This window comes from Saccharothrix espanaensis DSM 44229 (genome assembly GCF_000328705.1).
Classification (GTDB): domain Bacteria; phylum Actinomycetota; class Actinomycetes; order Mycobacteriales; family Pseudonocardiaceae; genus Actinosynnema; species Actinosynnema espanaense.
This window is the reverse complement of sequence record NC_019673.1, coordinates 3,737,536-3,761,529: the sequence shown is the minus strand read 5'-3', so window position 1 is coordinate 3,761,529 and position 23,994 is coordinate 3,737,536. Positions and strand designations below refer to the sequence as shown.

Genomic DNA, 23,994 nt, shown 5'->3' with positions numbered 1-23,994 from the left:
GGCGTCCCGTTACGCCGCCTGCCGGGCACCGCCGCCGGGCCGACGAGCCAGAACCGGGCCGACGAGCCGGAACCGGGCGGACGAGCCGGGTCAGCGTCGCAGAGCCGTCTCGATCAGGACGTCGAGCAGGCGGCGGTAGTCGATCCCGGCGGCGCGCCACATCCTCGGGTACTGGGACGCGCCGGTGAACCCGGGCATGGTGTTGACCTCGTTGACGACCGGCTCGCCGTCGTGGTCGAGCAGGAAGTCCACCCGGAGCAGGCCCCGGCAGCCGAGCGCGCGGAAGGCCAGCACGGACAGCTCGCGCAGCCGGCCCGCCAGCGGTTCCGGCAGCACCGCCGGGACGGTGAAGACGGTGCCGGCGTCGCCGTACTTCGCCTGGTAGTCGAACACGCCGCGGTCGGGCACACCGATCTCCAGCGCCGGGCTCACCGCCAGGCTCCCGTCCGGGTGTTCCAGCACACCCAGGTCGATCTCCCGGCCCGGCACCGCGCGTTCCACCAGCACCTTGCGGTCCACTGCCCGTGCCGTCCCGACCGCCTCGGCCAACCGGCCCCAGTCGTCCACTTTAGACAGACCAACGCTGGAACCGGCCCGTGCGGGCTTGACGAACACGGGCAGCCCCAAGGCTTCCCGCTCGGCTCCGGTGACCGTGCGCGCGGGCTCGCGCAGAACCACCGAATCGGCCACCGCGATCCCGTTCGCGGCCAACAACCTCTTCGTGAAGTCCTTGTCCATCCCGACGGCACTGGCGAGCACTCCGCTGCCGACGTACCGGATGCCGTGCGACTCCAGGGCCGCCTGCACCGTCCCGTCCTCGCCGAAGGGCCCGTGCAGCAACGGGAACACCACGTCGGCGGCGGTCAACGCCTCCAGCGCGGCGAAGACTCCGGTGCCGTCGCCGCCGTCGACGTGCCAGCGCCCCTCGCGCGAGATCCGAACCGGCACGACGTCGTAGCGCGCCGGGTCGAGGGCGGACAGCACGCCCTCCGCCGACCGGCAGGACACCTCGTGCTCGCCGTTGCGCCCGCCGAACAGGACGGCGACCGTCAGCTCAGCCACGGTCGCCCCCGACGTGCCGGCGCGGCACCCGGCCGCCGATCCTGGTCAGCACCTCGTGCGGGTTCGTCCCGGCCCACCGCGCCCAGTCCGCGACGGTGGGTTCGCCCCGGTCGCCGGGCCCGAACAGCACCACCTCGTCCCCGACGGCAGCCGGGCCGTCGCCCAGGTCGACCACGAACTGGTCCATGCTGATCACCCCGGCCACCGGCCGCCGCTCCCCCGCCACCCACACCTCGGCGCGGTCGCCGGCCGCCCGGGGAACGCCGTCGGCGAACCCCAGCGGCACCAGGCCGAGCGTGCTCTCGCCCGGGGTGGTGTACCGGTGCCCGTACGACACGCCGGTCCCCGCCGGCACCCGCTTCGTGCCGATCAGGCGGGCGCGCAGGGTCAGGGCGGGCCGCAGCCCGAACGCCCGCCCGGCGACGGGTTCGACGCCGTAGACCGCCGCGCCCGCGCGGACCAGGTCGTAGTGGGTGCCGGGGTGGCCGAGCGCCGCCGCCGAGTTCGCCACGTGCAGCAGCTCCGGGTCCAGCCCCCAGGCGCGGGCCCGGTGGACCAGTTCGTCGAACAGCCCGACCTGCTCGCCGACGCCGGGGTGCGCCCACCGGTCGGCGTGCGCCAGGTGCGACCAGATCCCCCGGACCCGCACCGCGCCCCGGCGTTCGGCGTCCCGGGCGGCGGCGACCAGCTCGGCCCAGTCCTCGGGGCGGGCGCCGTTGCGGGACAGGCCGGTGTCGGCCTTGAGGTGGACCGCCGCGCAGCGCGAGAGCCGGGCCGCGTCCTGCGCGACGGAACGCAGGTGCGCCACCGAGGACACCGAGATGTCGACCTCGGCGGTGATCGCGGCGCGGAAGTCCTGGCCGGCGGAGGTCAGCCAGCACAGGACCGGCGCGGTCAGGCCGGCGTCGCGCAGCTCCAACCCCTCCGCGCAGGAGGTCACGCCCAGCCAGCTCGCCCCGTTGGCCAGCGCGGTCCGGGCGGTGCGCACGCCGCCGTGGCCGAACCCGTCGGCCTTGACCACGGCCATGACCAGCGCGTCGGTGAGCCCGGCGACCAGGCGGACGTTGCCCGCGATGGCGTCGAGGTCGACGCACGCCTCGGCGGTCACCGCCGCCGGCAGCACGTCGGGCGGCGCGGTTCGGTACTGCACGACTCTCGGCACTGCGGTCCTCTCGACGGTCGGGCGACCCCGCCCAGGCTGCCGCCGGGATGTGCGCGGTTCGTCCGCGGACTGTCACGGGCCGGTGACAGCGCGCCGAGCGACGTGAAGGTCGTTCAGCCCGATGAACCGGCGGACCGACCCGGTGCGTTGTCGGGGGTGAACGGGAGCCGGGGAGCAAGGGGGGACCAGCAGCCATGTCCGGGAGACTCGCCGAACTGCTGCGCCAGCACCGGGCCAGGGCCGGGTTGACGCAGTCCGAACTGGCCGCCGTGTCCGGGGTCAGCCTGCGCGCGATCAGCGACATCGAGCGCGCGCACGCGGTACGCCCCCAGCAGCGCACGGTCGACGCGCTGGCCGGTGCGCTGGCCCTGCACGGCGAACCCCTCGACCGGTTCCGGCGCAGCGCCCGGCCCCGGCGGACCGGCCGGGTGGCCGCCCGCGACCGGCAGGCCGCCCCGGACGACGGTCTGGTGGGCCGCGAGCGCGACTCGGCCCGGCTGGGCGCGCTGCTCACCGGCGGCGCGGTGGTCGTGCTGCACGGCCCGCGCGGCGTCGGGAAGTCCGCCCTGGCCCGGCACGCCGCCCGGCTGTGGCGCGACCGCTTCCCGGACGGCCGGGTGGTCGTGGACCTGTGCGGGTCCCAGGCCGACCCGGTGCCGCCGGCCGTGGTGTTCGACGCGGTGCTGGACGCGCTCGGCGCGCCGCCCCGGGGCAGGCCCTGCGGCACCGCCGAATCGGCCCGGCTGTGCCGGCTGCTGCTGCACGACCGCAGGGTGCTGCTGGTGTTCGAGGACGCGGCCGACGAGGAGCAGGTCCGGCCGCTGCTGGTGCACGGCCCCGGGTCGGCCGTGCTGGTGACCACCGGGCAGGAGCCGGCGGAGTCCGGCATCGCCGTCGAACCGCTGGAGGAACGCGCGGCGAGCACCCTGTTCGCCGCGATCGTCGGCGCGCGCCGGGTCGAGGCGGAGCCGGTGGCGGCGCAGCGGATCGTGCGGGCGTGCGGCGGGCTGCCCGTCGCGCTGCGGGTGATCGGCCTGTGCCTGGCCCGCAGCCCCCGCTGGACGCTCGGCGACGCCGCCCGCAAGCTCGACCGGGACCGCGGCCGGCAGGCCCCGCTCACGCTGGCCTACCACCGGCTCGACGGCGAGGCCGCGCTCACCCTGCGCCGGCTCGCGCTCTCGCCGGTCGCCGAGGTGACCGGCGAGACCGCGGCCGAGGCGACCGGGCTGTCCCCGGACGCCGCCGAGGGCGCGCTGGACGACCTGGTCGAGGCCGGTTTCCTGGACCCGGACCGGCGGCTGCACGAGGTGGTCCGGGTGTTCGCGCGGACCAGGCTGGACGTCGAGGAGGACCAGACCGCCACCCGGCCGTACGAGGTGCGCGTGGTGCGGTCGCTGCTGGCCACCCCGGACGGGCAGCGCCCCCGCGTGCTGCGGGCCGGCATCGACCTCGGGCTGTGCGCCGAGGTGTCGGCCGCGGTGGACCGGCAGGACCCCGCCCACCGCGCGTGGACCACGGTGTTCGCGCTCGGCGTCCACGCCGCGCGGATGGCCGGCGACCGGCGGGCGGAGGCCGCCCACCTGGACCGGATGGGTCGGGCGTGCGTGCTGGAAGGCCGGATCGACACCGCGGTCGAACTGCACGACCAGGCGCGCCAGGTCGCCTCGGCGATCGGCGCGCGGGACGAGGAAGCCCTGGCGCTGCTGCACCGGGGCGTCGCCGAGCACCTGGCCGGGCGGCCCGGCCGCGCGCTGTCGTGCGTCGACACCGCCCTCCCGCTGCTGGCCGCCGACGAGGACGACGGCCGGCGGCACCTGGCCCGCTCGCTGCGCGGCCGGCTGCTCGACGCGGTCGGCCGGCACACCGAGGCCGTCGACGTGCACCACCGCGCGGTGGCGTGGCTGCGCGGCGACCTGGGGTGCGACACACCGGCGCTGGCGACCGCCGCCGCGCGCTGGGGCAACAGCCTGGCCGCACTCGGCCGGTGGCGGGAGGCGTGCGGCGCGTTCCGCGAGTCCGAGCGGCTGTTCCAGGCCGCCGGGATGCCCTTCGAGGCCGCGCGGGCCGGGCTGCGGATCGCCTCCGCGCTGCTGCGGCTGGCCCGCCGCGACGACGCCCAGCACCGCTTGGAGGAGGTCGACGCCGTGCTGCGCGAGGGGCTGTGGCCACGTCCGGCGAGCCTGCTGCGGGCGCTGGACGAACTGGCCGACGCGGGCGGGAAGCTGTGGGCGCAACGGTTCCGCGAGCACGCGGCGGCGGCCTACGAGCGCGGCGGCGACGCCGACTCGGCGCTCCTGCTGCGGGCCGTGCTCACCGACGAGCCTCCCGGCGAGGTGGCCGCCGGCGGGTGAGCGCGGCCGGGGTCACCAGTCCGCAGTGGTGACCCCGTACCCGGCCAGCGCCTCGGTCGCCGCGATGGTCGCGTGGTGCACGCGCGATTTCACCGTGCCGACCGGCACCCCCAGCGCGGCGGCGGCCCGCTGCCGGGTCCGGTCCAGGTGGTAGACCTGCCGCAGGGCCTGGTGGTGGGTCGGGGTGAGCCGGGCCAGCACCTGGTCCACCACGCAGCGCCGGAGCACCTGGTCGGCGAAGTCGGCGCTGCCGGGCAGCAGGTCGAAGCCGTCGTCGCCGTACTCCAGCGGCCGGACCCGGTCGCGCCGGGCCCAGTCGATGACCAGGTTGCGGGCCACCCGGAACAGCCACGGCCGGACCGAGTTGCGCTGCGCGGCGAGCGCGGCCTCGTTGCGCCAGGCCCGCAGCACGCACTCCTGCACCACGTCCTCGGCGCGGTGCGGGTCGTTCGGCAGCAGGCCGCGCACGTAGCGCAGCAGCGACGCGGCGTGCTGGTCGTAGACCGCCGCCACGAAGTCGCCGTCCGCTCGCGTGCCGTCGTCCGTGTTCTGGGACATCGCAGTGGTGGACATCGCAGTGGCCTCCCGGCGTCGCGGATCCGACCAGTGCACCCACCCGGGACGGCGGTGGCCACGCGGAAGAACCGGCAGAAGTGGTTCTGCCGGTCCTTCCTCGTGGTCCGCGTGCGCGCAGCGTCAGTCGATGGTCACCGGGATGGTGCACCCGGAGGTCGGGAACTTGCCCTTGGCCTCGATGTAGGTGTCCCAGCCGTCCAGGGTCAGGGCCTTGGACCGGCAGGTCTTCCAGCTGCCGGCGACGAACTTCGAGCCGACGACCCGCACGGTCTGCTTGGCCGACCCGGGCCGGGTCGCGCTCCAGCACCCGCCCGGTTCCTGGATGGTGCTCGTGAAGTCGCCGAAGTCCAGGTAGGCCGAGTAGTCGCTGCCGTAGTTGCAGAACTCCAGCTCGTAGGTGCGCGCCGCCGCGCCCGCCGTGCCGGTGGTGGACGCGGACACCACGCCGACCGCGACCACCGCGAGTGCGACGGACGCGAGCTTCTGTCGAACTGACCGCACGTCAGGATCCCCTTTGCCGCTACCGGTTCGTTCGGGCTCCCCGGCGGGGGCCCGGTGCAAGAGGACCACTCCCGGTGGGCCCGCAACCAGGCAGAGCCACCGGCAGGAGACCGGCAGATCCGTGACCGCGCGGTCACCCGCCGGCACCCGACCCGTGCGAGCGCACGACGAAGAGGGGGCGACCGGCGGACCCGTCTCCTCGGTCCGCCGACCACCCCCCTGGAGGTGCGGTGCCCTGCCCACCGCGACCTCACCGGACCGGCACTCGACGGCGTCGGTGGGGGTCGACGCCCCGGTGCCGCGGTCCGGTCACCCCCCAGTGGACCAGCCGCGGCGACCGCGGACCAGGCAGGACCACCGGCAGAACCGCCCCCTGCCGGCGGTGCCGCGCCCGTTGTCGACCTTGATCGACTTCACGACGAGGAGGACGGCGTGTCGGACAGCTTCATGGTCGCCGGCACGATTCCGATGAGCCGGGAGGAGTTCGAGCGCCGGCTCGACACACCCACGCCGGACCTCGGCGTGATCGCGAACCCGGGGCGGTGTGCCAGGGCTGGTTCTGGGACGCGCCGGGCAGCCGGAGACCACCGTGCTGCCGCACCGGGACGGCGCGCCGGAGGTCGGCCCTGGGCCGGTGCCGACGTCACCAAGGACGGCGGCCAGGTCAAGCGCGCCGTGTGCCTGACCATCGGAGCGTGACCGCCCCGGCCCCGCCGCCGGCGACGCTCGCCGAACTGGACCCCCGCGCTGCCGGCCCCGACCGTCCCACCCGGTGACCGGCGTCTACCTGTCCACCGAGGAACGCGGCGGGCTGTGCCGCCTCGCGCGCCGCTCCGGCCTGCGTTCCGAACCGCCTACACCGCAGGACAACAACCGCCGCCGGTCGACACCGTCCCGACGGGCGGACGCCTTACGCCGCACCGTGCACGGCTTCGTCCAGCCCCGCCAGAGCACCACGGCGGCCGAACCCGAACGGTGGGAACCCGGGCCGGGTCGGGTCCACTACGAGGCTACGCCTGCGGATCAGGGCGTGGCTTGGTGGCGGGTCGGGTGCGGAAGGTGTCGAGCGTCGCTTGGGGTGCGGCCAGTTGCGGGTCGGGATGGGGGATGCCGGCGGCCAGGACGTAGAGCGGGGTGTGGCCGATGTTGTCCAGACCCAGGCGGTCGGCGAGGGGTGTGTCACTGAACGCGCCGGTCTGGGCGGGACCGAGTCCCAGGGCGGTCGCGGTCAGGGCGAAGGTCTGACCCAGGTGGCCCGCGTTGAGCAGGCTTACCCGGTAGCAGCGGGGGCTGCCGTACTTGCTGCTCATGCGGTCGATGACGGCGGCGAGCACGACGAAGAACGCCACGTTGCCGAACCAATCCTGGTCGGCTCCCAGGCGCGCGGTCTCGTCGCGGTCCATGCCGGGCGAGAGCAGCTCCACCGAGTGTTCGCGGACGTTGTAGTGGTACATGCCGGGGGCGAGGCCGGTGACGTTCAGGATGCCCAGGTAGGCGTCCAGTTCCTGGCGCGAGCCGCCGGCCGGGCTGGTGCGGCGGAACAGCGCGCCCTTGCCGGAGTCGATGTAGTCCACCGGGCCGAACACAGTGGACAGCAGCAGGGCCAGCGTGGGCAGGGGCACCGGGTCGTCGGTGAAGTCGCGGTGTGTGCGGCGCGCGTAGAGCACCTGGCCGTAGGGCAGGGTCAGCTCGGCGGGAGGTCGCGGGAGCAGCACGCGGTCGGCGTCGGGGTACTCGGTGAACAACACGTGCGATGGGCCGTCGGCAGCGGTCGCGGCGGTGCCCTCGGCAGCAGTCTGCCCGGCGGGTCGCACCGCGTCTTCGAGCCGGGCGTCGGAGGTTCCGATGTCCTGGGTGGCGTAGTGGAAGAACGACGCCTCGGGCGACCAGCTCTGCCAACGGTGGGCCACCTGTCCGTCGCGGTCGGCCTCGGCGGTGCCCTCAGCCACCAGCGCCCCTGCCTCGTGCAGGACCTGCGCCGCCTCGGCGACGGTGTCCGGGTGGAGGTGGTCCAGCCCTTCAGCGGCCTTGGCGGGCTCCACCCACGTGTCGAAGGCTGCCAGGATCTCCGCCGCCGCCGGGTGCAGGGCGGTTGGCGTGCCGCCGGGATACGGGTGCACGACGAACTCTCCGTCGTGCCAGTAACAGGTCAGGCAACTCGCGCGACGCAGCCGCATGACGACTCCAGGTTGACGGGCCGGGACGCCGGGAGCGTCGCCTGCCGGGGGAGGACAGGGACAGTCGGCCTCGGAGGTCGGGCCGGTTACCACGGCCCGGCCTCCGAGGAACTCCAGACGGTTACTCGGCGTACCACCACCAGTGGTACGGCGGGCGCTTGCGCTCCGTGCGGACGACCGGCCGGGCCTTCATCGAAATCCTTCGCATGGTCAACACCTCCTTCGAAGGGTGAGGCTGAACCACGGACCTCGGCGGAGTGCCCACCCCACCCTCGGGTATTCACGTCCGCCGCAGGAACAACCCCATTCGGTGACGGCCGGTCGCCAGGCAGGACGCGCGATTGGTCCGGATCGAGCTTGATCACGACGGTATCGGCGAGGTATCGCGCAGCGAGGAACACGACACCGACCGGGCAGGCGTGTCGGTCGCCGTCCCGAACGCGGCCTGGGTCGGCATCGAGGCCCGGCCCGGCCTGCCGGCACCCCGCCGAACACCGCGCCGGCGACACCCGCCGGGCCGCTGCCCGGCGTTGATCCCCACACCGCCGCGCCGCCGCGTTCACCTCGCTGGTGGTCGTGGCGCGCACTCCCGTCGTCCGTTGGCCCAGCGAGTCCACCTCGCCGCCCTGGCGGTCGATCACCCCGGCTCGCCGTAGCGCGCGGCAGCGCCGCTGATCGTCCACTTCGGACAGTCGTTCGCGCAGGCGCTCCGGATCGTCGTCCCGGCCCTGTCCCGGCGACTGGCCGTGCTCACGCCCGTGGCGGTGCAGATCGGCGGCGCGCTGCCGACCGCCGTGGCGGCCGTCCTGCCGCTGGTCGGGCGACTCGCGGGGCCTGGTCGCAAGTCCTGCTCGCCGCGCTCGACGCGGCCCTGCCCGTGCTGCCGGTGATCGTCTCGACCGTCCGGCCGCTCGCGGGCGTGCTGCCGGCACAGGGGCTTCTGCCGATCCTGCTCGAACTGACCGCCGGGCTGCTGCCGTCTCGGGTCTCCCTGGTGGTCGCGCTCCCACGACTGCCGCGTCGGGCGGGCGAGCCTGGCACGCCGACGCGATCAACGCCCGAGAAGACCCTGGGACGAAGGCCGCTCAGCGGAGGAGAGTGCCGGGACCCGGGGCGGCCGGCGTCACGCGTCCTCGTCCAGCGGAGCGCCACGCCAGCGCCAGCCGGTCTGGGCGGGCCGGCCCGGTACGGCGATGCGGTCGGTGGCCCACAGCAGGTGGGTCCACGGGTCGAGGTCCGGGGCGGGGGTGTGCGGGAACATCCGGGCCACCACCGGTTCGCACAGGTCGGCGGGCGCTATGAGGTCGAGACCGAGGCCGCGCGCGATGTCCAGGCCGTGGACCAGGACCTCCACACACCCCATCGCCGCGAACCCCGCCGGGTCGGCGAGGCCGGTGGGGTGGTGGGCCCGCGTGGTCGGTGGGCTCGTGCGCACCACCGAGGACAGGATCCGGGCGCCGGTCACCGCGAATTCCAGCACCTCGGCGGCGGAGGCGTCCTTGTCTGCCACGGCCAGGAAGCGGACGTACCGGCCCGGCGGTGTCGCGATGAGCTGCGCGGCGTAGGACAGCAGGCAGTCACCGAGGTGTTCGGCGGTGTCGCGCGCGTTCAGCTCGCCGGTGCCGGTCGCCGCGCGCCAGTCACGGTCGACGGCGGCCGCGAGCACGTCCTCCACGATCGAGGCGGCGCGGTCGAGGTCGTCGGCGGACACTGGCCTGATCACGGTGTGAGGGTGGCCGGCTCACACCGTCACGGTGACCGGGCCCAGCCGCAGCACGCCGTCGTCCAGCGGGACGCACCGCACGCCGCCCCGGCCGCGCATCGCCCGGAACGCGCCGGGCGCGATCACGGCGTCCATCCACGCGCACGGGTTGGCCGGCCGGTGCGCCTCGAAGCGCACCGGGCCGTCGCCGGTGTCCAGGGCGAACACGTCGTGCCGCGCCAGCCCGTCGACGTCGAACCCGCGCAGCACGACGTTGCGCCGCACGAGCAGCGGGCTCGGGGCCGCGGCCAGGCCGAGCCCGGCGGCGACGCCCTCCAGCGACTCCGCGGCGAAGACCGTCACGGCGGCCCGGCGGTGGGCGGCGTGGTTGAAGTACCGGTCGCCGACCAGGCCGAGGCCCGCGCGGACCACGACGTGGTCGCGCGAGACCGGCCCCGGGTCGGGTCGTGGCCCGTCGGCCGGCCGCCCCTCGTAGGCGTGCACCGGGGAGACGTGCAGCGCCACGACCTCGGCGGTCAGCGCTCGCCGAGCTGCCATTCCGGCCGCACGTAGTGGCAGGTGTACCCGTTCGGGTAACGCTCCAGGTAGTCCTGGTGCTCCGGCTCGGCCACCCAGAAGTCGCCCGCCTGGGTGACCTCGGTGACGACCTTCGCGGGCCACTTGCCGGACGCGTCGACGTCGGCGATGGTCGCCTCGGCCACCCGCTTCTGCTCGTCGCTCTCGTAGAAGATCGCCGACCGGTAGCTGGTACCGATGTCGTTGCCCTGGCGGTCGCGGGTCGTCGGGTCGTGGATCTGGAAGAAGAACTCCAGGACCTGCCGGTAGGCCAGCAGCGCCGGGTCGAACTCGATCTCGATGGCCTCGGCGTGGGTGCCGTGGTCGCGGTAGGTGGCGTTCGGCACGTCACCGCCGGTGTAGCCCACCCGGGTGGCGATCACGCCCGGGTGGCGGCGGAACAGGTCCTGCATCCCCCAGAAGCAGCCACCCGCGAGGACGGCCTTCTCGGTCACCGTGGCCATGTTGTCGCTCCACTCCTCAACTGGTCGGTACGCACTAGGTCGAACGCTCTCACGTCCCCCGATCATCCCGGCACCGGTGTGACCCACGACCGACCGGCACCGGTGAAGCGATCACGACCGGGTCGCCGCAAACGCCGCCGCCGGCTGTCCGGACAACGCCCGGTAGGCCCCGCCGCACCGCGCGGACCCCCGGTCACCCGATGGTGGCGACAGCGGTAACGCGCAGGTAGCGGGCGTGCCGGGGCTGGTTCGCGGTGGAGTTGCGGTCGTCCGACCGCCCGGTACGTTCACCGACGAGCGCACCCACTGCGGCGGGGAGGGCGTCGGGCTCCTCGGTACCGCCAGGGTTCCCGTGCCGGGCCCGCCGCCGCACGCCGGCGGGGTGCCGGGTGCGGTTCCCGGCTCCCCCGGCGCACTGCCCGCGAGGGGAAAGGTGGACGAAGTGAGCGACATCAAGAAGGTCACCGTGCTGGGCACCGGCGTGCTGGGGTCCCAGATCGCCTTCCAGACCGCCTACAGCGGCTTCGACGTGGTCGCCTACGACATCGGCGAGGACGTGCTGGAGCAGGCCCGCGGGCGGTTCGCCGCGCTCGTGGACACCTACCGGGACGAGGTCCCCGGTGCCGCCGACGGCAAGGCCGAGGAGGCTCTGACCCGGATCACCACCACCGCCGACCTGGCCGAGGCCGCGCGGGAGGCGGACCTGGTGATCGAGGCGGTGCCGGAGCAGCCGTCGATCAAGCAGGACGTCTACCAGCGGCTCGCCGCCGTCGCGCCGGAGCGCGCGGTGTTCGCCACGAACTCCTCCACGCTGCTGCCCAGCGACCTCAAGGACTTTACCGGGCGGCCGGACCGGTTCCTCGCGCTGCACTTCGCCAACCGGGTGTGGAAGTTCAACACCGCCGAGGTGATGGGCACCCCGGACACCGACCCTGCCGTGGTCGAGCGGGTGCTGGCGTTCGCCGCCGACATCGGCATGGTGCCGGTGCCGGTGCGCAAGGAGAAGGCCGGGTACGTGCTGAACTCGCTGCTCGTCCCGTTTCTCAACGCCGCCGCCGAACTCGCCGCCGGCGGGTACGCCGACCCGCACGACGTGGACAACGTGTGGCGGATCGCGACCGGCGCGCCGATGGGGCCGTTCCAGATCTACGACATCGTCGGCCTGAACACGCCGTACAACATCCTCTCGCACGGCGACGAGAAGGCGCGCGCGCTCGCCGCGTGGATGAAGGAGAACTACATCGACAAGGGCAAGCTCGGCGTCGCGGCCGGCGAGGGCTTCTACAAGTACTGACGCACGCACTGGGGCCGGACCGGCGCACGGGAAGGGCACTGGATGTACTACAGCAACGGGAACTACGAGGCGTTCGCCCGACCGCGCAAACCCGAGGGCGTGGACGACAAGTCGGCGTGGTTCGTCGGCGCGGGCCTGGCCTCCCTGGCGGGCGCGGCGTTCCTGATCCGCGACGCGCAGCTGCCCGGTCACCGGATCACCGTCCTGGAGCGGCTGGACCTCCCCGGTGGCGCGCTCGACGGGATCAAGGAGCCCCGCAAGGGGTTCGTGATCCGCGGCGGCCGGGAGATGGAGAACCACTTCGAGTGCCTGTGGGACCTGTTCCGCTCGATCCCCTCGCTGGAGGTCGACGGCGCGAGCGTGCTCGACGAGTTCTACTGGCTCAACAAGGACGACCCGAACAGCTCGCTCCAGCGCGCCACCGTGGAGCAGGGGCAGGACGCGCACACCGACGGGCTGTTCACGTTGAGCGACAAGGCCCAGAAGGAGATCATCCGCATCTTCCTGGCCACCCGGGAGGAGGTGGAGGGCAAGCGCATCGACGAGGTGTTCGGCGAGGACTTCCTCAAGAGCAACTTCTGGCTGTACTGGCGGACCATGTTCGCGTTCGAGGAGTGGCACAGCGCGCTGGAGATGAAGCTGTACCTGCACCGCTTCATCCACCACATCGGCGGGCTGCCGGACTTCTCCGCGCTGAAGTTCACCAAGTACAACCAGTACGAGTCGCTGGTGCTGCCGCTGTACAAGTGGCTGCTGGCGCAGGGCGTGGTGTTCCACTTCGGCACCGAGGTGACCGACGTCGACTTCGACATCACCGCCGAGCGCAAGCAGGCGACCCGGCTGAGGTGGGTGCGCGACGGCGCGGACGGCGGCGTCGACCTCAGTGCCGACGACCTGCTGTTCATGACGATCGGCTCGCTCACCGAGAACTCCTCCAACGGCGACCACCACACGCCCGCGAAGCTCGACGAGGGCCCCGCGCCGGCGTGGGACCTGTGGCGGCGGATCGCGGCCAACGACCCGTCGTTCGGCCGGCCGGACGTGTTCGGCTCGCACATCCCGCAGACCAAGTGGGAGTCGGCGACCGTCACCACCGTGGACCGCCGGATCCCGGAGTACATCCAGAAGATCTGCAAGCGCGACCCGTTCAGCGGGCGGGTGGTGACCGGCGGCATCGTCACGGCCAAGGACTCCAGCTGGCTGCTGAGCTGGACGGTCAACCGGCAGCCGCACTTCAAGCTGCAGAAGCCGGACGAGATCGTGGTCTGGGTGTACTCGCTGTTCGTGGACACGCCGGGCGACTTCGTGCCCAAGACGATGCAGGAGTGCACCGGCGAGGAGATCACCCGGGAGTGGCTCTACCACCTGGGCGTGCCGGTCGAGGAGATCCCCGAGCTGGCCGCGACCGGCGCCAAGACCGTGCCGGTGATGATGCCCTACGTCACGTCGTTCTTCATGCCGCGCCGGGCGGGCGACCGGCCGGCGGTGGTGCCGGAGGGCTCGGTGAACTTCGCGTTCATCGGCCAGTTCGCGGAGACCAGCCGGGACTGCATCTTCACCACGGAGTACTCGGTGCGCACGCCGATGGAGGCCGTGTACACGCTGCTCGACGTGGACCGCGGCGTGCCGGAGGTGTTCGGGTCGACCTACGACGTGCGCTCGCTGCTGGCGGCGACCAGCAGGCTGCGCGACGGCAAGGAACTGCACCTGCCCGGTCCCGCCGTGCTGCGGCGGTGGCTGCTCGGCAAGCTCGACGACACCGAGGTCGGCGAGCTGCTGACCGAGTTCGGGCTGGTGCCCGAGAAGCCCTGAGTTCCCGCTGCCGACCGGTCACGCGGCGCGAACCGCTCGGACTGCTCTGACCGCTTGGATCGCTTGGATCGCTTGGATCGCTTGGATGAGGAGGACTGGCCAGGTGGCCGTCAGGACCCGTTTGGTGGTCGCCGTCGCGCTCGCGGGCGCGGCGGTGGCCACTGCCGCGTTGCTGCTGCCGCCCGCGGACGCCGAACCCCTGGCGTACCCGGGCAGTGATCCCGGTGTCCCGTTCGACGGCGCGCAGCGCCTGGCGCTGGTGACGCTGCCGGCCCGCGTCCGCGGCGACGCCCGCTACCACGTCGGGCCGGACGGGTCGGTGGCGCTGGACTTCACCGCGTCGGGCGCGGTCGTGACCTCGTTCCTGGCCTCGCTGGGCGTCGACGCCGCGACGCCGCCGGTGGTGTGGGCCGGCGGCGCGGCGCCGATCACGCCGCCGGCCGGGTCCGGTGCCCGGTGGGCGTTCGCCGCCGGTGCCCGGGTGGAGTCGTGGCTGGTGGTGGTCGGCTCGGGGAGCCGGCACGTCACCGTCGTCGTGGACCGGTCGACCGACCGGGTGCACCTCGTGTCGTCCCCGGCGGGTCACGCCAAAGCGGCCACCAGACCGGTCGCGGCGGCCAGGCCCAGGCACAGCGGCGAGTAGATCCGCAGGTCGAGGCGGGCGAACTCGGTGTCCTGACGGGCCGACGAGACCAGCCCGCCCGCGCCGCGCAGCAGCATGACCGCAGCGACGCCGGCCGCGCCCGCGACCGTCAACCAGGCCGGGCCGGGCGCGCCGACCAGACCGCCGCGCGCGGCCACCAGGTAGGCGGCGACGGCGAGCAGCCCGGCGACGGCGAGGGTCAGCCCGCGCGAGGGCAGCCGGTCGGTCGGGACGCCCACGACCCGGCTCGCGAACTCCTCGCGCGAGCGCAGCGGCCACGGCGAGAACGCCCACACCACGTGCAACCCGCCGATCGCCACCAGGGCCAGGGCTGTGAGCAGGGCCAACAACGTCATCACGCACCTCCGCGGAACCTGTCCGTACGGCACCGTACGGACAGCTCGCACGCTAACGCACGCTTGCTGAGAACTCAGTCAGCTTCGATCCGCGCCAGGACCCGGGTGAACGCGCGGTCCATCACGTCGAGCTCGTCGGCGGACAGCACGTCGAACAGGTACCGGCGCACGGTCCGGACGTGCGCGGGCGCGGCGGCCTCGATCGCCGCCCGGCCGGCCGGGGTGAGCCGGACCATCGAGCCGCGCGCGTCCTCGGGGCACTCCTCGCGCGCCACCAGGCCGCGCTTCTCCATCCGCCCGACCTGGTGGGACAGCCGGCTGCGCTCCCAGCCCACCAGGACGCCCAGCTCGCGGGAGCGGACCAGGCCGTCCGGCGCCTCGGACAGCGGGGCCAGCAGCGAGTAGTCCGCGTTGGACAGCCCCGAGTCGCGGACCAGTTGGCGTTCCAGGGCTCCGTGCAGCTCGCGGTTCAGGTCGAGGTAGGCGTGCCACACCCGGGCCTCGCGCTCGTCCAGCCATCGCGGTTCGTCCACCGGACCCACGGTAGCAACTTGTTGACGCGTCATCAATCGATTGTTGACGTGTCATCATTGTGCCGGTAGATTGATGACGTGTCCACAAACGGAATGCAGCTCGGGCTCCTCAGCTTCGCCGACCGCCACCCGGACCCGGCGACCGGGGAGCAGGTGAGCGTCGCCGACGCGCTGGCCCAGCAGTTGGAGCGGATCAAGCTCGCCGACGAGCTCGGTCTGGGCTTCTACGGCCTCGGCGAGCACCACCTGGCCGACTACGCGATCTCCAACCCCGCCACCGTGCTGGCCGCCGCCGCGAGCATCACCGAGAACATCACGCTCAGCAGCGCGGTCACCGTGCTCAGCACCGAGGACCCGGTGCGGGTGTACCAGCAGTTCACCACCCTCGACCAGCTCAGCCGGGGCCGCGCGGAACTGCTCGCCGGGCGCGGCTCGTTCACCGAGTCGTTCCCGCTGTTCGGCGCGCGACTGGAGGACTACGACGAGCTGTTCGAGGAGAAGCTCGCGCTGCTGCTCCGGCTCGACCGCGAGGACCCGATCACCTGGTCGGGCAAGTTCCGCGCCCCGCTGGAGAACGCGCACGTCCTGCCGCGCCCCTACCGCGACCGGCTGCGCATCTCGGTCGGCACGGGCGGCAACCCGGAGTCGTCGGTGCGCGCGGGCCTGCTCGGCCTGCCGATCGTGTACGCGGTCATCGGCGGCCTGCCGGAGCGCTTCGGCCCGTTGGTCGACCTGTACCGCCGGGCCGGCGAGGCGGGCGGCCACGCGCCGGAGGACCTGCACGTGACGATGAGCGCCGTCGGCCTGATCGCGCGCAACTCCCAGGACGCCAAGGACGCGTACTACCCGTACTGGTTGCAGACCATGAAGTACGGCGCACGCGCCCGCGGCTGGTCGATCCCGTCGCGCGCCGACTACGACGAGTGGACGCGAGGCGCGCAGTCGATCTTCGCGGGCAGCCCGGACGAGGTCGCCGAACGCCTGATCACGGTCGGCCGGCTGACCGGCGCGAACCGGTACGCCATGCACATGGACTGGTCCGGCGTGCCGCACAAGCTGGTGATGGAGGCGATCGAACTCCTCGGCACCGAGGTCATGCCGTTGGTGCGCAAGGAACTCGGCTGACCCGTCAGCCGGCCAGGCGCTGGTCGGCCACCAGGACGACGTCCCGGGCGAGTTCCCGCATCCGCGCTCGGAGCGCCTCCTCGTCGCGTTGCGAGGGCAGGGCGTCGTGCCACTCGTCGAGCGGCGGGAGCAGCGCGCGGATCACGTCGTGGTGGTCGCAGTCCGGCCACATCCAGTACAGGTAGCCCACGCCGACCTCGGGCGGCAGGGTTCCGGCTGCCACTCGGCGGGCGACGTCACGCGCCACCGCCCACGGCCGCTGCGTGAGGTCCACGGGCCCGAAGCCGAGTTCGGCGAGTACTTCGCGGACGATCGGCATCGCGTCGCCGGCGGTCAGCCGGGTGGGCGATTCGCCGGCCAGGTCGACCACGGCCGGCGTGTCGACACCCGCGACGAGCAGGTCGCAGGCGAGCCAGACCGCCACCTCCGGCCGGAGTCGACCGTGCAGCAGGTCGATGTCGAGCCCGGACAGCCGGTCGCGCAGCTCGTCGGGGAGATCCACGCTCGGCAGTGAAGCAGCCGGCCGGTGGGCTTGTCACCCGCCTTTTCCGTTGTCGCGGAACAGGAACGCGGCGACCGAGCGGCCCAGGGCCTGGGGGTCGTCGGACGGGTCGCGGGGTAGGGCGCCGGTGTTCCAGAGGGTCGCGAAGCCGTGCACGATCGACCACGCCGCGACCGCCGCCGGCTTCGGGTCGTCCTCGTCGGTGACCCCGCCGTGGAGCAGGGCGTACGCCCGTTGCCGCGGGCCGGCCACCGCTGGGTCGTCCGGGTGGTACAGGTCGGGGCGGAACATCACCTCGAAGTGCGCGCGGTTCTCCACCGCGAACCGCACGTACGACGCGCCCACGTCCACGAAGTCCCCTCCCCCGTCCCGGGTCGTCGCCAGCGCGTCGGCCAGCAGGTCGAACCCCTCGGCGGCCAGCGCGGTGAGCAGGCCCGCCTTGTCCCGGAAGTGGTGCACGGGGCCGGCGTGCGAGACACCCACCCGGCGCGCCAGGTCGCGCAGCCCCACGCCGGACGTGCCGTGCTCGGTGATCACGTCCACGGCGGCGGCGAGCACGGCCCGGCGCAGGTCGCCGTGGTGGTACGGGCGTTCAGTGGTCACACCGTCAGCCTAGCCCGGATCTAGACATTGACAAGTTCGCCGTGCGAGCGCATCTTGTCAGTGTCTAGTTTCAGTGTCCAGTGCTCAGTGTCCAGTTTCAGTGTCCAGCGCACATTGCCCGGGAGTCGACCATGGAACCGCTGATCATCCTCGTCACCGTCACGCTCGCCCTGCTCGCCGCGCGCGCCCTCGGCCTCACCCGGATCCCGCCGTGGCCGTTCGCGGTGCGGATGGGCCTGGCCGGCATGTTCACCGCGACCGGCATCGCGCACTTCGTGGGACTGCGCGCGGAACTCGTCGCGATGGTGCCGCCCGCACTGCCCGCGCCCGAGCTGCTGGTCACCGTGACCGGCGTGCTCGAACTGACGGGCGCGGCCGGACTGCTGTGGCACCGCACCGCTCGCTGGTCGGCGATCGGGCTGACGGTGATGCTCGTCGGGATGTTCCCGGCGAACGTCTACGCCGCCTCGCAGGGCCTCTCCCGCTCGTTCGGCGACCAGCTCCTGCCTCGCACGATCATGCAGTTGGTGTTCCTCGCGGCAACCGTCGCGGTCGTCGTCGGCCACCGGAAGTCCGCGACGAAGCTTGACCGCGCTGCGAGTGTGAGTGTTTAATCACTCTTACTACTGGCCAGTGCCTCGCTATCCTCACTGACCAGAAGAGTGATTGACTGACCACACACTTGGAGGAGCGTCATGCAGGCACTTGAAGTCGTCCTGCCGGGGGTCGTCGAGCCCGAGGGCCTGCGCCTGCGGCACCGCGACCTGCCTTCCCCCGCCGCCGGTCAGGTCGTCGTGCGGGTCGAGGCGGGCGGGGTGTCGTTCGCCGAGCAGCAGATGCGCCGGGCCAAGTACTACGACCAGCCGGCGTTCCCGTTCGTGCCGGGCTACGACCTCGTCGGCACGGTCGCCGAGGTCGGGCCGGGGGTGCCGGCGGACCTCGTCGGCCGGCGGTTCGCCGCGCTGACCAAGATCGGCGGCTGGGCCGACCACGTGCTGCTGCCCGCCGCCGACCTGGTGCCGGTGCCGGCCGGCGTCGACCCGGCCGAGGCCGAGTCGTTCGTGGTCAACGGGATCACCGCGTGGCAGATGTTGCACCGCGTCGCCCGGGTCCGGGCCGGGCAGACCGTGCTGGTGCACGGGGCCAACGGCGGCGTCGGTTCCACGCTCGTGCAACTCGCCCGGCTCGCCGGTGCGACCGTGATCGGCACCGCCTCGCCGCGCAACCACGACGCCGTGCGCGCGCTCGGCGCGGCCCCGGTCGACTACCGCGACCCCGACCTCCCCCGCCGGGTCCGCGACCTCGCGCCGGGCGGCGTGGACGCCGTGTTCGACCACGTCGGCGGACCCGGGATCGTCGACTCCTACCGGCTGCTCGCGCCGCGCGGCACGCTCGTCTCGTACGGCACCGCCTCCACCAAGAACGACCAAGGATCGTCACGGCTGCCGGTGCTGCGGCTGTTCGCCCGGCTGCTGTGGTGGAACGCCCTGCCCAACGGGCACCGCGCCGCGTTCTACAACATCTGGGCGGGCAAGCGTCGTCGCGCCGCGTTCCAGGCCCGGCTCGCCGACGACCTGGGCTCGGTGTTCGCCTTGCTGGCACAGGGGAAGCTCACCGCGCAGGTCGCCGCGCGCATTCCGCTGGCGGAGGTCGCGCGGGCCGTCCGGCTCGCCGAGTCCGGCACGGTCACCGGCAAGGTCGTGCTGGTGCCTTGACAGCGGAGCGAAGGGGTAGCCGCAAGGTCAGGGTTCGCGGATCAGGGCGGTGATCCGGTCGGCGAAGTCCGGGAACTCGCGGCGGGCGTAGGCGATGATGTCGACCCGGCTGGTCGGCCGGCGCCGGCGGGAACGAGCGGTCGTCGATCTTCGTCACGCGCGAAGGGTGGACGACCGCCCGCCGCACCGGATCAGGTCCCGAAGGCCCGGACCACGGCCGCCATGTCCTCGGTCCCGCCGTGGTCGGCGGCCACCCGGTACTGCTCGTGCAGCGCGCGCATGACCCGGTCCTCGGTGCCCGCCTCGCGCATCGCGTCGAGGATCAGCTCCGCGTCCTTCACCGCGCCGTCGATGCCGAACGACGGCGCGAAGTCGCCCGCGATCATCGCCCGGCCCTTCGCCTGGGCGTACGCGCTGTCCGCCGCGCCGCCCGCGATGGCGTCCAGGAACGCCTCCGGCTCCAGTCCCAGCCCGCGGCTGAGCGCGACCGCCTGCGCGGTGGCGGCGGTGATCGACAGCACCCACGAGTTGGCCGCCAGCTTGAGCCGCTGGCCGTCGCCGGGCTTCTCCCCCGCCCACACCGTGCGCGCGCCGATCGCGTCGAACACCGGGGCCACCCGGTCGCGCAGCGCGGTCGGACCGGCCGCCAGCACGGTCAGCTTGCCGTCCTCGGCGGGCTTGCGGGTGCCGAGCACGGGGGCGTCGACGTACCCGGCCCCGCCGGCGAGCCCGGCGAGGCGCTGCGCGCCGATCAGCCCGACCGTGCCGCTCTGCACCCACACCACGTCCTCGCCGAGGTCGAGCCCGCCGACCACCTCGGCCGTCGAGTCCGCGTCGAACAGGACGGTCAGCACCACGTCCGCGCCCTCGACCGCCGACGCCGGGTCGGCGGCCACCACCGCGCCGTCCTCCGCCAGCGGCCGGGCCTTGTCCGCACTGCGGTTCCACACCGCCACCGACAGCCCCGCCCGCAGCAGGCTGCGCGCCATCCCCGCACCCATCATCCCGGTGCCCAGCACCGCGACCGACTTCGTCACCTGGAATCCCTTCCCTCTGCTGACCGCAAATCTGCCACCGCGACGGCCGACCCGCATCTTTCGTCTTCACTGGGTCGGAGCAATTCCGCTTGCACCCGAGCGGATACCGCGCGTTGCTCCGCCCGCCGGCCCTACGGTGAGCCCGAACGCACGCGGGCGCGGGGGGCGGTATGGACGGCACGGCACGTCCACCCGGATCGGCGCTGGTCGCCGTCGGGTGGACGATCTCGTTGCTGGGACTGGCTTCGCCACTGGGTCTGGGGTGGCCGGTCGGTTCCGGCGGCTTCGCCTGGTGGCACTTGGCGGCGCTCGCGCTGTTGCCGGTCGGCGCGGCGCTGGCCCACCGCGGCGCACGGACCCGTGCGCGTGGCGAGGAACACCTCACCCCGACCGCCCCCGCGCCGGACGAGCCGTTCGTGCTCTACCTGCCCGGCGGCCCGCCGGCCCCGCTGACGCCCGGCCCGGTCACCACCGGCCGCGCGGAGGTCCGGCTGCGGGCGGGCCTGCGCGGGTTCGGCCGGGTGGTGGCCGGGGAACCCGCGCCGGAACTGCTCGCCCGCGCCCGGCTCGTCGTGGTCGGTCTCGACGGCGGTGACAGCCGGGAGTTCACCCGCGCTCGGCACACCGTCGCGCCGCAACGCCTGCTGGCCGTCGTCGCGCCGCAACCGGAGCACGACGGCGTGCGCGGCGTGGTCTCCTTCGCCGAGGACTGGACGCCCACCTTCCACCCGCTGTGCCGCAGCAGGCTCAGCCGGGGGCTCGGCCCGGTGCGCCGGCGGCTGACCGCGTATGAAGAGACGCTGGCCGCCGATCCGGCCCTGGCCCGGCGCAGGCGGCTCGGCGAGATCATCCAGGTGCTCGGCGCGCTGCTGGTCGCGTTCGCGCTGTGGCGGCTGGGTTTCGCGCTGTGGCGGCTGGTCCGGCACGACTGGGCGATCGGCTGCCACCAGCTCTACGTGGTCGTGCCGGCCGTGTTCGCCGGGCTGTGCGGGGTGGTGGCGGCCCGGTTGGGCCGCCGGATCAGGCTGCGGGCCGCGCCGCCGGCGCGCGGGTCAGCAGGTAGCCCGCCAGCGCCGCGATCGGGAACATGATCACGCCGTAGACCGCGGCCGGGACGGCGAGCCGCTCGCTGCCCATCACAGTGACCGCGATGGCGATGGCCAGCGTGCTGTTGTGGATGCCGACCTCGAACGCCGACGCCACCGCCTGCTGCCGGTCCACCCGGAACAACCGGGGCAGCACGTACCCGGCGGCCAGGCTGCACGCGCAGAACAGCGCCGCGACCACGCCGACGTCGGCCAGGTAGGTGCCCAGGTTCTCCCGCTCGGCCAGCAGCGCGCCCGCGATCACCGCCACCAGCACCACCGCCGAGACGATCCGCACCGGCCGGTCCGCGCGGTCGGCGAACTCCGCCGACCAGCGCCGCACCAGCATCCCCAGCACCACCGGCACCAGCACGATCGCGAAGACCTGGACGACCTTGCCGAGCTCCAGCCCCACCGAGCCGTCGCCGATGGCCGGCCGGAAGTGGTCGAGCGCGAGGGTGACCACCACCGGCAGGGTGAGCACCGCGAGCACCGAGTTCACCGCGGTGAGCGTGATGTTGAGCGCCACGTCACCGCGGAACAGGTGGCTGAACAGGTTCGCCGTGGTGCCGCCGGGCGACGCCGCGAGCAGCACCATGCCCACCGCGAGCACCGGGTCCAACCCGAACGCGGTGACCAGCCCGAAGCAGACCAGCGGCAGCAGCAGGAGCTGGGTGGCCAGGGCGACCGCGACGGCCTTGGGCTCCCGCACCACCCGCGCGAAGTCCGCGACGGTCAGCGACAGGCCCAACCCGAACATCACGATCGCCAGCGCGATCGGCAGACCGACACTCGTCAACGCGGTGCCCATGGGCCACCCCTCCCGTCAGGCCGCGACGCTGCGGCACAACGGGCGCATCCTCCCCGATGTCCGGTTCACCGAGGAGGGTCGTTACCGAACAGCGGCCAGGCCCGACTTCAGCAGGCTGTTGTCCAATCGCTGGCTCAACGCGCAGTTGTCTGATTGCCAGCGCAGCGGGCAGTTGTCCGATTGCCCGCTCAACGGGCAGTTGTCCGATTGCCCGCTCAGCGCGCGACCGTGAACCGGCGGCCCTCGTACTTCGGCTGCTCGATCTCGTCGACCAGGGCGACGGCGTAGTCCTCGGCGCTCACCCAGCTCACGCCCTCGGCGTCGCTGACCAGGTCGTCCTCGCCGGTCCGGTACTGGCCGGTGCGCTCGCCGGCCTCGATGGTGGCGGCCGGGCTCAACGCGGTCCAGTTCACGTCCGTCACGCCGCGCAGGTAGTCCAGGGCGTCGCCGTGCGCGTGCATGATCTGCAGCAGCCAGTCCGGCAGGCCGGGCTTGTCCCACACCTGCGTGCCGTCGGCGGCGCGCAGGCTGCCCGCGCCGTTGACGACGATCAGCCGCGGCCCGCCGTCGACCGCGCGCAGCGCCTCGACCAGCGACTTCGCCGCAGGTGCGATGGTGGCCTGGTGGCCGGGGCCGTCGCCGCCGCCGACCGCGCTGACCACCACGTCGTGCCCGGCCAGCAGCTTGGGCAGGGCCGCGGTGTCCAGGACGTCGCCGGTCTCGACGGTGAGGGCGGCGGCGGTGCGGTCGAGCTTGGCCGGGTCGCGGACGACCGCGGTGACGGTGTGGCCGCGGCGCAGTGCCTCGTCGAGGATCCGCGAGCCGATGGTGCCGGTGGCGCCGATGAGTGCGATGTGTGCCATGACTGCGCTGCATCTCCAAAGTGGACGGTGGACGCCGTGTGGTGCCCGTAGTGCATATTCAAGCCACGCGGCGGCGGGCCCGCGAGGTGGGAGAGGGACACGTCATGGTGAAAAAGCGACACATCCCCGATGTGTCCTATCGGAACCCGACGGGCACCGAGCTGGGGATCGAGGTGCTCACCCTGGGCGTGCTGCGCTCCCGGGCGAGCGACGGGCACGACCTGACCCGCCCGCAGCGGCCGGCGTTCCACCTGCTGATGCTCGTCACGGCGGGCACCGGCACGCACACCGTGGACTTCACGCCCTACCGGCTGCGCCCCGGCAGCGTGGTCTGGGTGCGCCCCGGCCAGGTGCAGCAGTTCGCCGCGCGCGGCCGGGTGGAGGGCCCGCTGCTGCTGTTCCGGCCCGACTTCCCGCCGCCGGACTCGGCGAGCCCGTTCGGCCCGGCGCACTGGCAGCTCACCACCGAGGACCGGCTGCTCGCCGCCACCGCCGCCGAGCACCTGGCCACCGAGTACGCCGCGCTGGCGCACGCGCCCGTCGCCGCCGCCGGCCCCCTCCTGGCGCACCTGCTGGGCGCGCTGCTGCACCGGCTCTCGCTCGCGTCGAACACCCGGGGTCCGGCGTACAACGACGCGTTCCTCCGGTTCCGGGAGGCCGTCGAGCGGGATTTCGCGTCCCGGCACCAGGTGGCCGACTACGCGCACGACCTGGGCTACTCGCCGCGCACGCTGACCCGCGCCACGCAGGCCGCCGTGGGGATGGGCGCGAAGGAGTTCCTGGACCGCCGGATCGTGCTGGAGGCCCGCCGGCTGCTCGCGCACACCGACCTGCCGGCCGCGACGATCGGCACCCGGCTGGGCTTCCCCGACCCGGCGAACTTCTTCAAGTACTTCCGGCACCGCACCGGCGGCGCGCCGGGCGAGTTCCGGGCCGGCTTCACGGCCTGAGCAACGGGCCGGCCCCAGAGGATGGAGCCCAGAGGAGACAGCTCAAGGCAGGCGCAGCTTGGTTAGTGCAACGAGCACGTCAGCACTTTCCAAG

General features: G+C 73.5%; 26 protein-coding genes. 11 read left to right on the top strand and 15 right to left on the bottom strand.

The annotated features are described in order from the left end of the window. Window positions 1-90 precede the first annotated feature (90 nt). On the bottom strand, window positions 91-1,062 hold the full coding sequence (locus BN6_RS16840; RefSeq protein WP_015100886.1) for a D-alanine--D-alanine ligase family protein: 972 nt from the start codon (window positions 1,060-1,062) through the stop codon (window positions 91-93). Then, entirely contained in the window at window positions 1,055-2,224 is a 1,170-nt protein-coding gene (gene alr, locus BN6_RS16835) for an alanine racemase (protein ID WP_015100885.1), read from the bottom strand. The genes BN6_RS16840 and alr overlap by 8 nt, the downstream gene beginning before the upstream one ends. Window positions 2,225-2,418: 194 nt before the next feature. On the opposite strand from alr, the gene BN6_RS16830 reads away from it, so the two are divergent. Further along, window positions 2,419-4,575 (top strand): NB-ARC domain-containing protein, encoded by a 2,157-nt coding sequence (locus tag BN6_RS16830; RefSeq protein WP_015100884.1) that lies wholly within the window; start codon window positions 2,419-2,421, stop codon window positions 4,573-4,575. A 12-nt stretch (window positions 4,576-4,587) separates the two neighbouring features. On the opposite strand, the gene BN6_RS16825 is transcribed toward BN6_RS16830, so the two are convergent. Together BN6_RS16825 and BN6_RS42040 are read right to left on the bottom strand one after the other, a co-directional pair. Then, window positions 4,588-5,148 carry a sigma-70 family RNA polymerase sigma factor gene (locus BN6_RS16825; RefSeq protein WP_015100883.1) on the bottom strand — a complete coding sequence of 187 codons (561 nt, stop codon included), beginning with the start codon at window positions 5,146-5,148 and terminating at the stop codon, window positions 4,588-4,590. Between the two features lie 123 nt (window positions 5,149-5,271). After that, window positions 5,272-5,652, bottom strand: coding sequence for a hypothetical protein (locus BN6_RS42040; protein WP_051075606.1), 381 nt, complete (start codon window positions 5,650-5,652; stop codon window positions 5,272-5,274). A gap of 432 nt (window positions 5,653-6,084) precedes the next feature. On the opposite strand from BN6_RS42040, the gene BN6_RS16815 reads away from it, so the two are divergent. Further along, on the top strand, window positions 6,085-6,351 hold the full coding sequence (locus tag BN6_RS16815) for a hypothetical protein (RefSeq protein ID WP_041312989.1): 267 nt from the start codon (window positions 6,085-6,087) through the stop codon (window positions 6,349-6,351). Between the two features lie 311 nt (window positions 6,352-6,662). Here the strand turns inward: BN6_RS16815 and BN6_RS16810 are convergent, their stop codons facing one another. After that, window positions 6,663-7,772 (bottom strand): SagB/ThcOx family dehydrogenase, encoded by a 1,110-nt coding sequence (locus BN6_RS16810; protein WP_231905317.1) that lies wholly within the window; start codon window positions 7,770-7,772, stop codon window positions 6,663-6,665. A gap of 803 nt (window positions 7,773-8,575) precedes the next feature. Here BN6_RS16810 and BN6_RS46720 point away from each other — a divergent pair. Continuing rightward, on the top strand, window positions 8,576-8,719 hold the full coding sequence (locus BN6_RS46720; protein WP_158509396.1) for a hypothetical protein: 144 nt from the start codon (window positions 8,576-8,578) through the stop codon (window positions 8,717-8,719). A gap of 233 nt (window positions 8,720-8,952) precedes the next feature. On the opposite strand, the gene BN6_RS16805 is transcribed toward BN6_RS46720, so the two are convergent. Genes BN6_RS16805 through msrA form a run of 3 tightly spaced genes read right to left on the bottom strand, consistent with a single transcriptional unit; the run spans window position 8,953 to window position 10,571 of the window. After that, window positions 8,953-9,552, bottom strand: a complete 600-nt coding sequence (locus BN6_RS16805) for a maleylpyruvate isomerase mycothiol-dependent enzyme family protein (RefSeq protein ID WP_041312986.1) — start codon at window positions 9,550-9,552, stop codon at window positions 8,953-8,955. Window positions 9,553-9,570: 18 nt separating this feature from the next. After that, entirely contained in the window at window positions 9,571-10,089 is a 519-nt protein-coding gene (locus BN6_RS16800) for an MOSC domain-containing protein (protein WP_015100878.1), read from the bottom strand. Next, window positions 10,068-10,571 (bottom strand): peptide-methionine (S)-S-oxide reductase MsrA, encoded by a 504-nt coding sequence (gene msrA, locus BN6_RS16795; RefSeq protein ID WP_015100877.1) that lies wholly within the window; start codon window positions 10,569-10,571, stop codon window positions 10,068-10,070. The genes BN6_RS16800 and msrA overlap by 22 nt, the downstream gene beginning before the upstream one ends. Window positions 10,572-10,806: 235 nt before the next feature. Here msrA and BN6_RS16790 point away from each other — a divergent pair, with 235 nt between their 5' ends. From BN6_RS16790 to BN6_RS16780, 3 genes are all read left to right on the top strand, one after another. After that, a complete protein-coding gene (locus tag BN6_RS16790) occupies window positions 10,807-11,865 on the top strand; it encodes a 3-hydroxyacyl-CoA dehydrogenase (protein WP_015100876.1) in 1,059 nt (352 codons plus the stop codon). Window positions 11,866-11,907: 42 nt separating this feature from the next. Further along, window positions 11,908-13,677 carry an oleate hydratase gene (locus BN6_RS16785; RefSeq protein ID WP_015100875.1) on the top strand — a complete coding sequence of 590 codons (1,770 nt, stop codon included), beginning with the start codon at window positions 11,908-11,910 and terminating at the stop codon, window positions 13,675-13,677. Window positions 13,678-13,780: 103 nt separating this feature from the next. Further along, complete coding sequence (locus BN6_RS16780; protein WP_015100874.1) at window positions 13,781-14,320, top strand: hypothetical protein; 540 nt, start codon at window positions 13,781-13,783, stop codon at window positions 14,318-14,320. Here the strand turns inward: BN6_RS16780 and BN6_RS16775 are convergent. Both BN6_RS16775 and BN6_RS16770 read right to left on the bottom strand, forming a co-directional pair. Then, on the bottom strand, window positions 14,260-14,676 hold the full coding sequence (locus BN6_RS16775; RefSeq protein ID WP_015100873.1) for a DUF3995 domain-containing protein: 417 nt from the start codon (window positions 14,674-14,676) through the stop codon (window positions 14,260-14,262). The genes BN6_RS16780 and BN6_RS16775 overlap by 61 nt on opposite strands. A gap of 74 nt (window positions 14,677-14,750) precedes the next feature. After that, a complete protein-coding gene (locus BN6_RS16770) occupies window positions 14,751-15,209 on the bottom strand; it encodes a MarR family winged helix-turn-helix transcriptional regulator (protein ID WP_041312983.1) in 459 nt (152 codons plus the stop codon). A 93-nt stretch (window positions 15,210-15,302) separates the two neighbouring features. Between BN6_RS16770 and BN6_RS16765 the strand changes: the two genes are divergently transcribed. Further along, entirely contained in the window at window positions 15,303-16,334 is a 1,032-nt protein-coding gene (locus BN6_RS16765) for an LLM class flavin-dependent oxidoreductase (RefSeq protein WP_015100871.1), read from the top strand. A gap of 4 nt (window positions 16,335-16,338) precedes the next feature. On the opposite strand, the gene BN6_RS16760 is transcribed toward BN6_RS16765, so the two are convergent. Both BN6_RS16760 and BN6_RS16755 read right to left on the bottom strand, forming a co-directional pair. Next, window positions 16,339-16,836, bottom strand: a complete 498-nt coding sequence (locus BN6_RS16760; protein ID WP_015100870.1) for a hypothetical protein — start codon at window positions 16,834-16,836, stop codon at window positions 16,339-16,341. Between the two features lie 33 nt (window positions 16,837-16,869). Continuing rightward, window positions 16,870-17,439 (bottom strand): TetR/AcrR family transcriptional regulator, encoded by a 570-nt coding sequence (locus BN6_RS16755; RefSeq protein WP_015100869.1) that lies wholly within the window; start codon window positions 17,437-17,439, stop codon window positions 16,870-16,872. Window positions 17,440-17,570: 131 nt separating this feature from the next. Between BN6_RS16755 and BN6_RS16750 the strand changes: the two genes are divergently transcribed. Next, window positions 17,571-18,053, top strand: a complete 483-nt coding sequence (locus BN6_RS16750; RefSeq protein WP_015100868.1) for a DoxX family protein — start codon at window positions 17,571-17,573, stop codon at window positions 18,051-18,053. Between the two features lie 81 nt (window positions 18,054-18,134). Further along, the gene (locus BN6_RS16745; protein ID WP_015100867.1) at window positions 18,135-19,154 is read left to right on the top strand and encodes a medium chain dehydrogenase/reductase family protein; all 1,020 of its coding nucleotides are present in this window, start codon (window positions 18,135-18,137) and stop codon (window positions 19,152-19,154) included. Between the two features lie 191 nt (window positions 19,155-19,345). On the opposite strand, the gene BN6_RS16740 is transcribed toward BN6_RS16745, so the two are convergent. Beyond that, window positions 19,346-20,191: an NAD(P)-dependent oxidoreductase gene (locus BN6_RS16740; RefSeq protein WP_041312980.1), complete on the bottom strand. Its 846-nt coding sequence runs from the start codon at window positions 20,189-20,191 to the stop codon at window positions 19,346-19,348. A gap of 170 nt (window positions 20,192-20,361) precedes the next feature. On the opposite strand from BN6_RS16740, the gene BN6_RS16735 reads away from it, so the two are divergent. Continuing rightward, a complete protein-coding gene (locus BN6_RS16735; RefSeq protein ID WP_015100865.1) occupies window positions 20,362-21,282 on the top strand; it encodes a hypothetical protein in 921 nt (306 codons plus the stop codon). Here BN6_RS16735 and BN6_RS16730 read toward each other — a convergent pair. Both BN6_RS16730 and BN6_RS16725 read right to left on the bottom strand, forming a co-directional pair. Further along, entirely contained in the window at window positions 21,212-22,087 is an 876-nt protein-coding gene (locus BN6_RS16730) for a bile acid:sodium symporter family protein (RefSeq protein WP_015100864.1), read from the bottom strand. The two genes, BN6_RS16735 and BN6_RS16730, sit on opposite strands and share 71 nt — an antisense overlap. Window positions 22,088-22,302: 215 nt before the next feature. Continuing rightward, a complete protein-coding gene (locus BN6_RS16725; protein ID WP_015100863.1) occupies window positions 22,303-22,950 on the bottom strand; it encodes an NAD(P)-dependent oxidoreductase in 648 nt (215 codons plus the stop codon). A gap of 104 nt (window positions 22,951-23,054) precedes the next feature. Between BN6_RS16725 and BN6_RS16720 the strand changes: the two genes are divergently transcribed. Then, window positions 23,055-23,900 (top strand): helix-turn-helix domain-containing protein, encoded by an 846-nt coding sequence (locus tag BN6_RS16720; protein ID WP_015100862.1) that lies wholly within the window; start codon window positions 23,055-23,057, stop codon window positions 23,898-23,900. The last annotated feature ends 94 nt before the right edge of the window (window positions 23,901-23,994 follow it).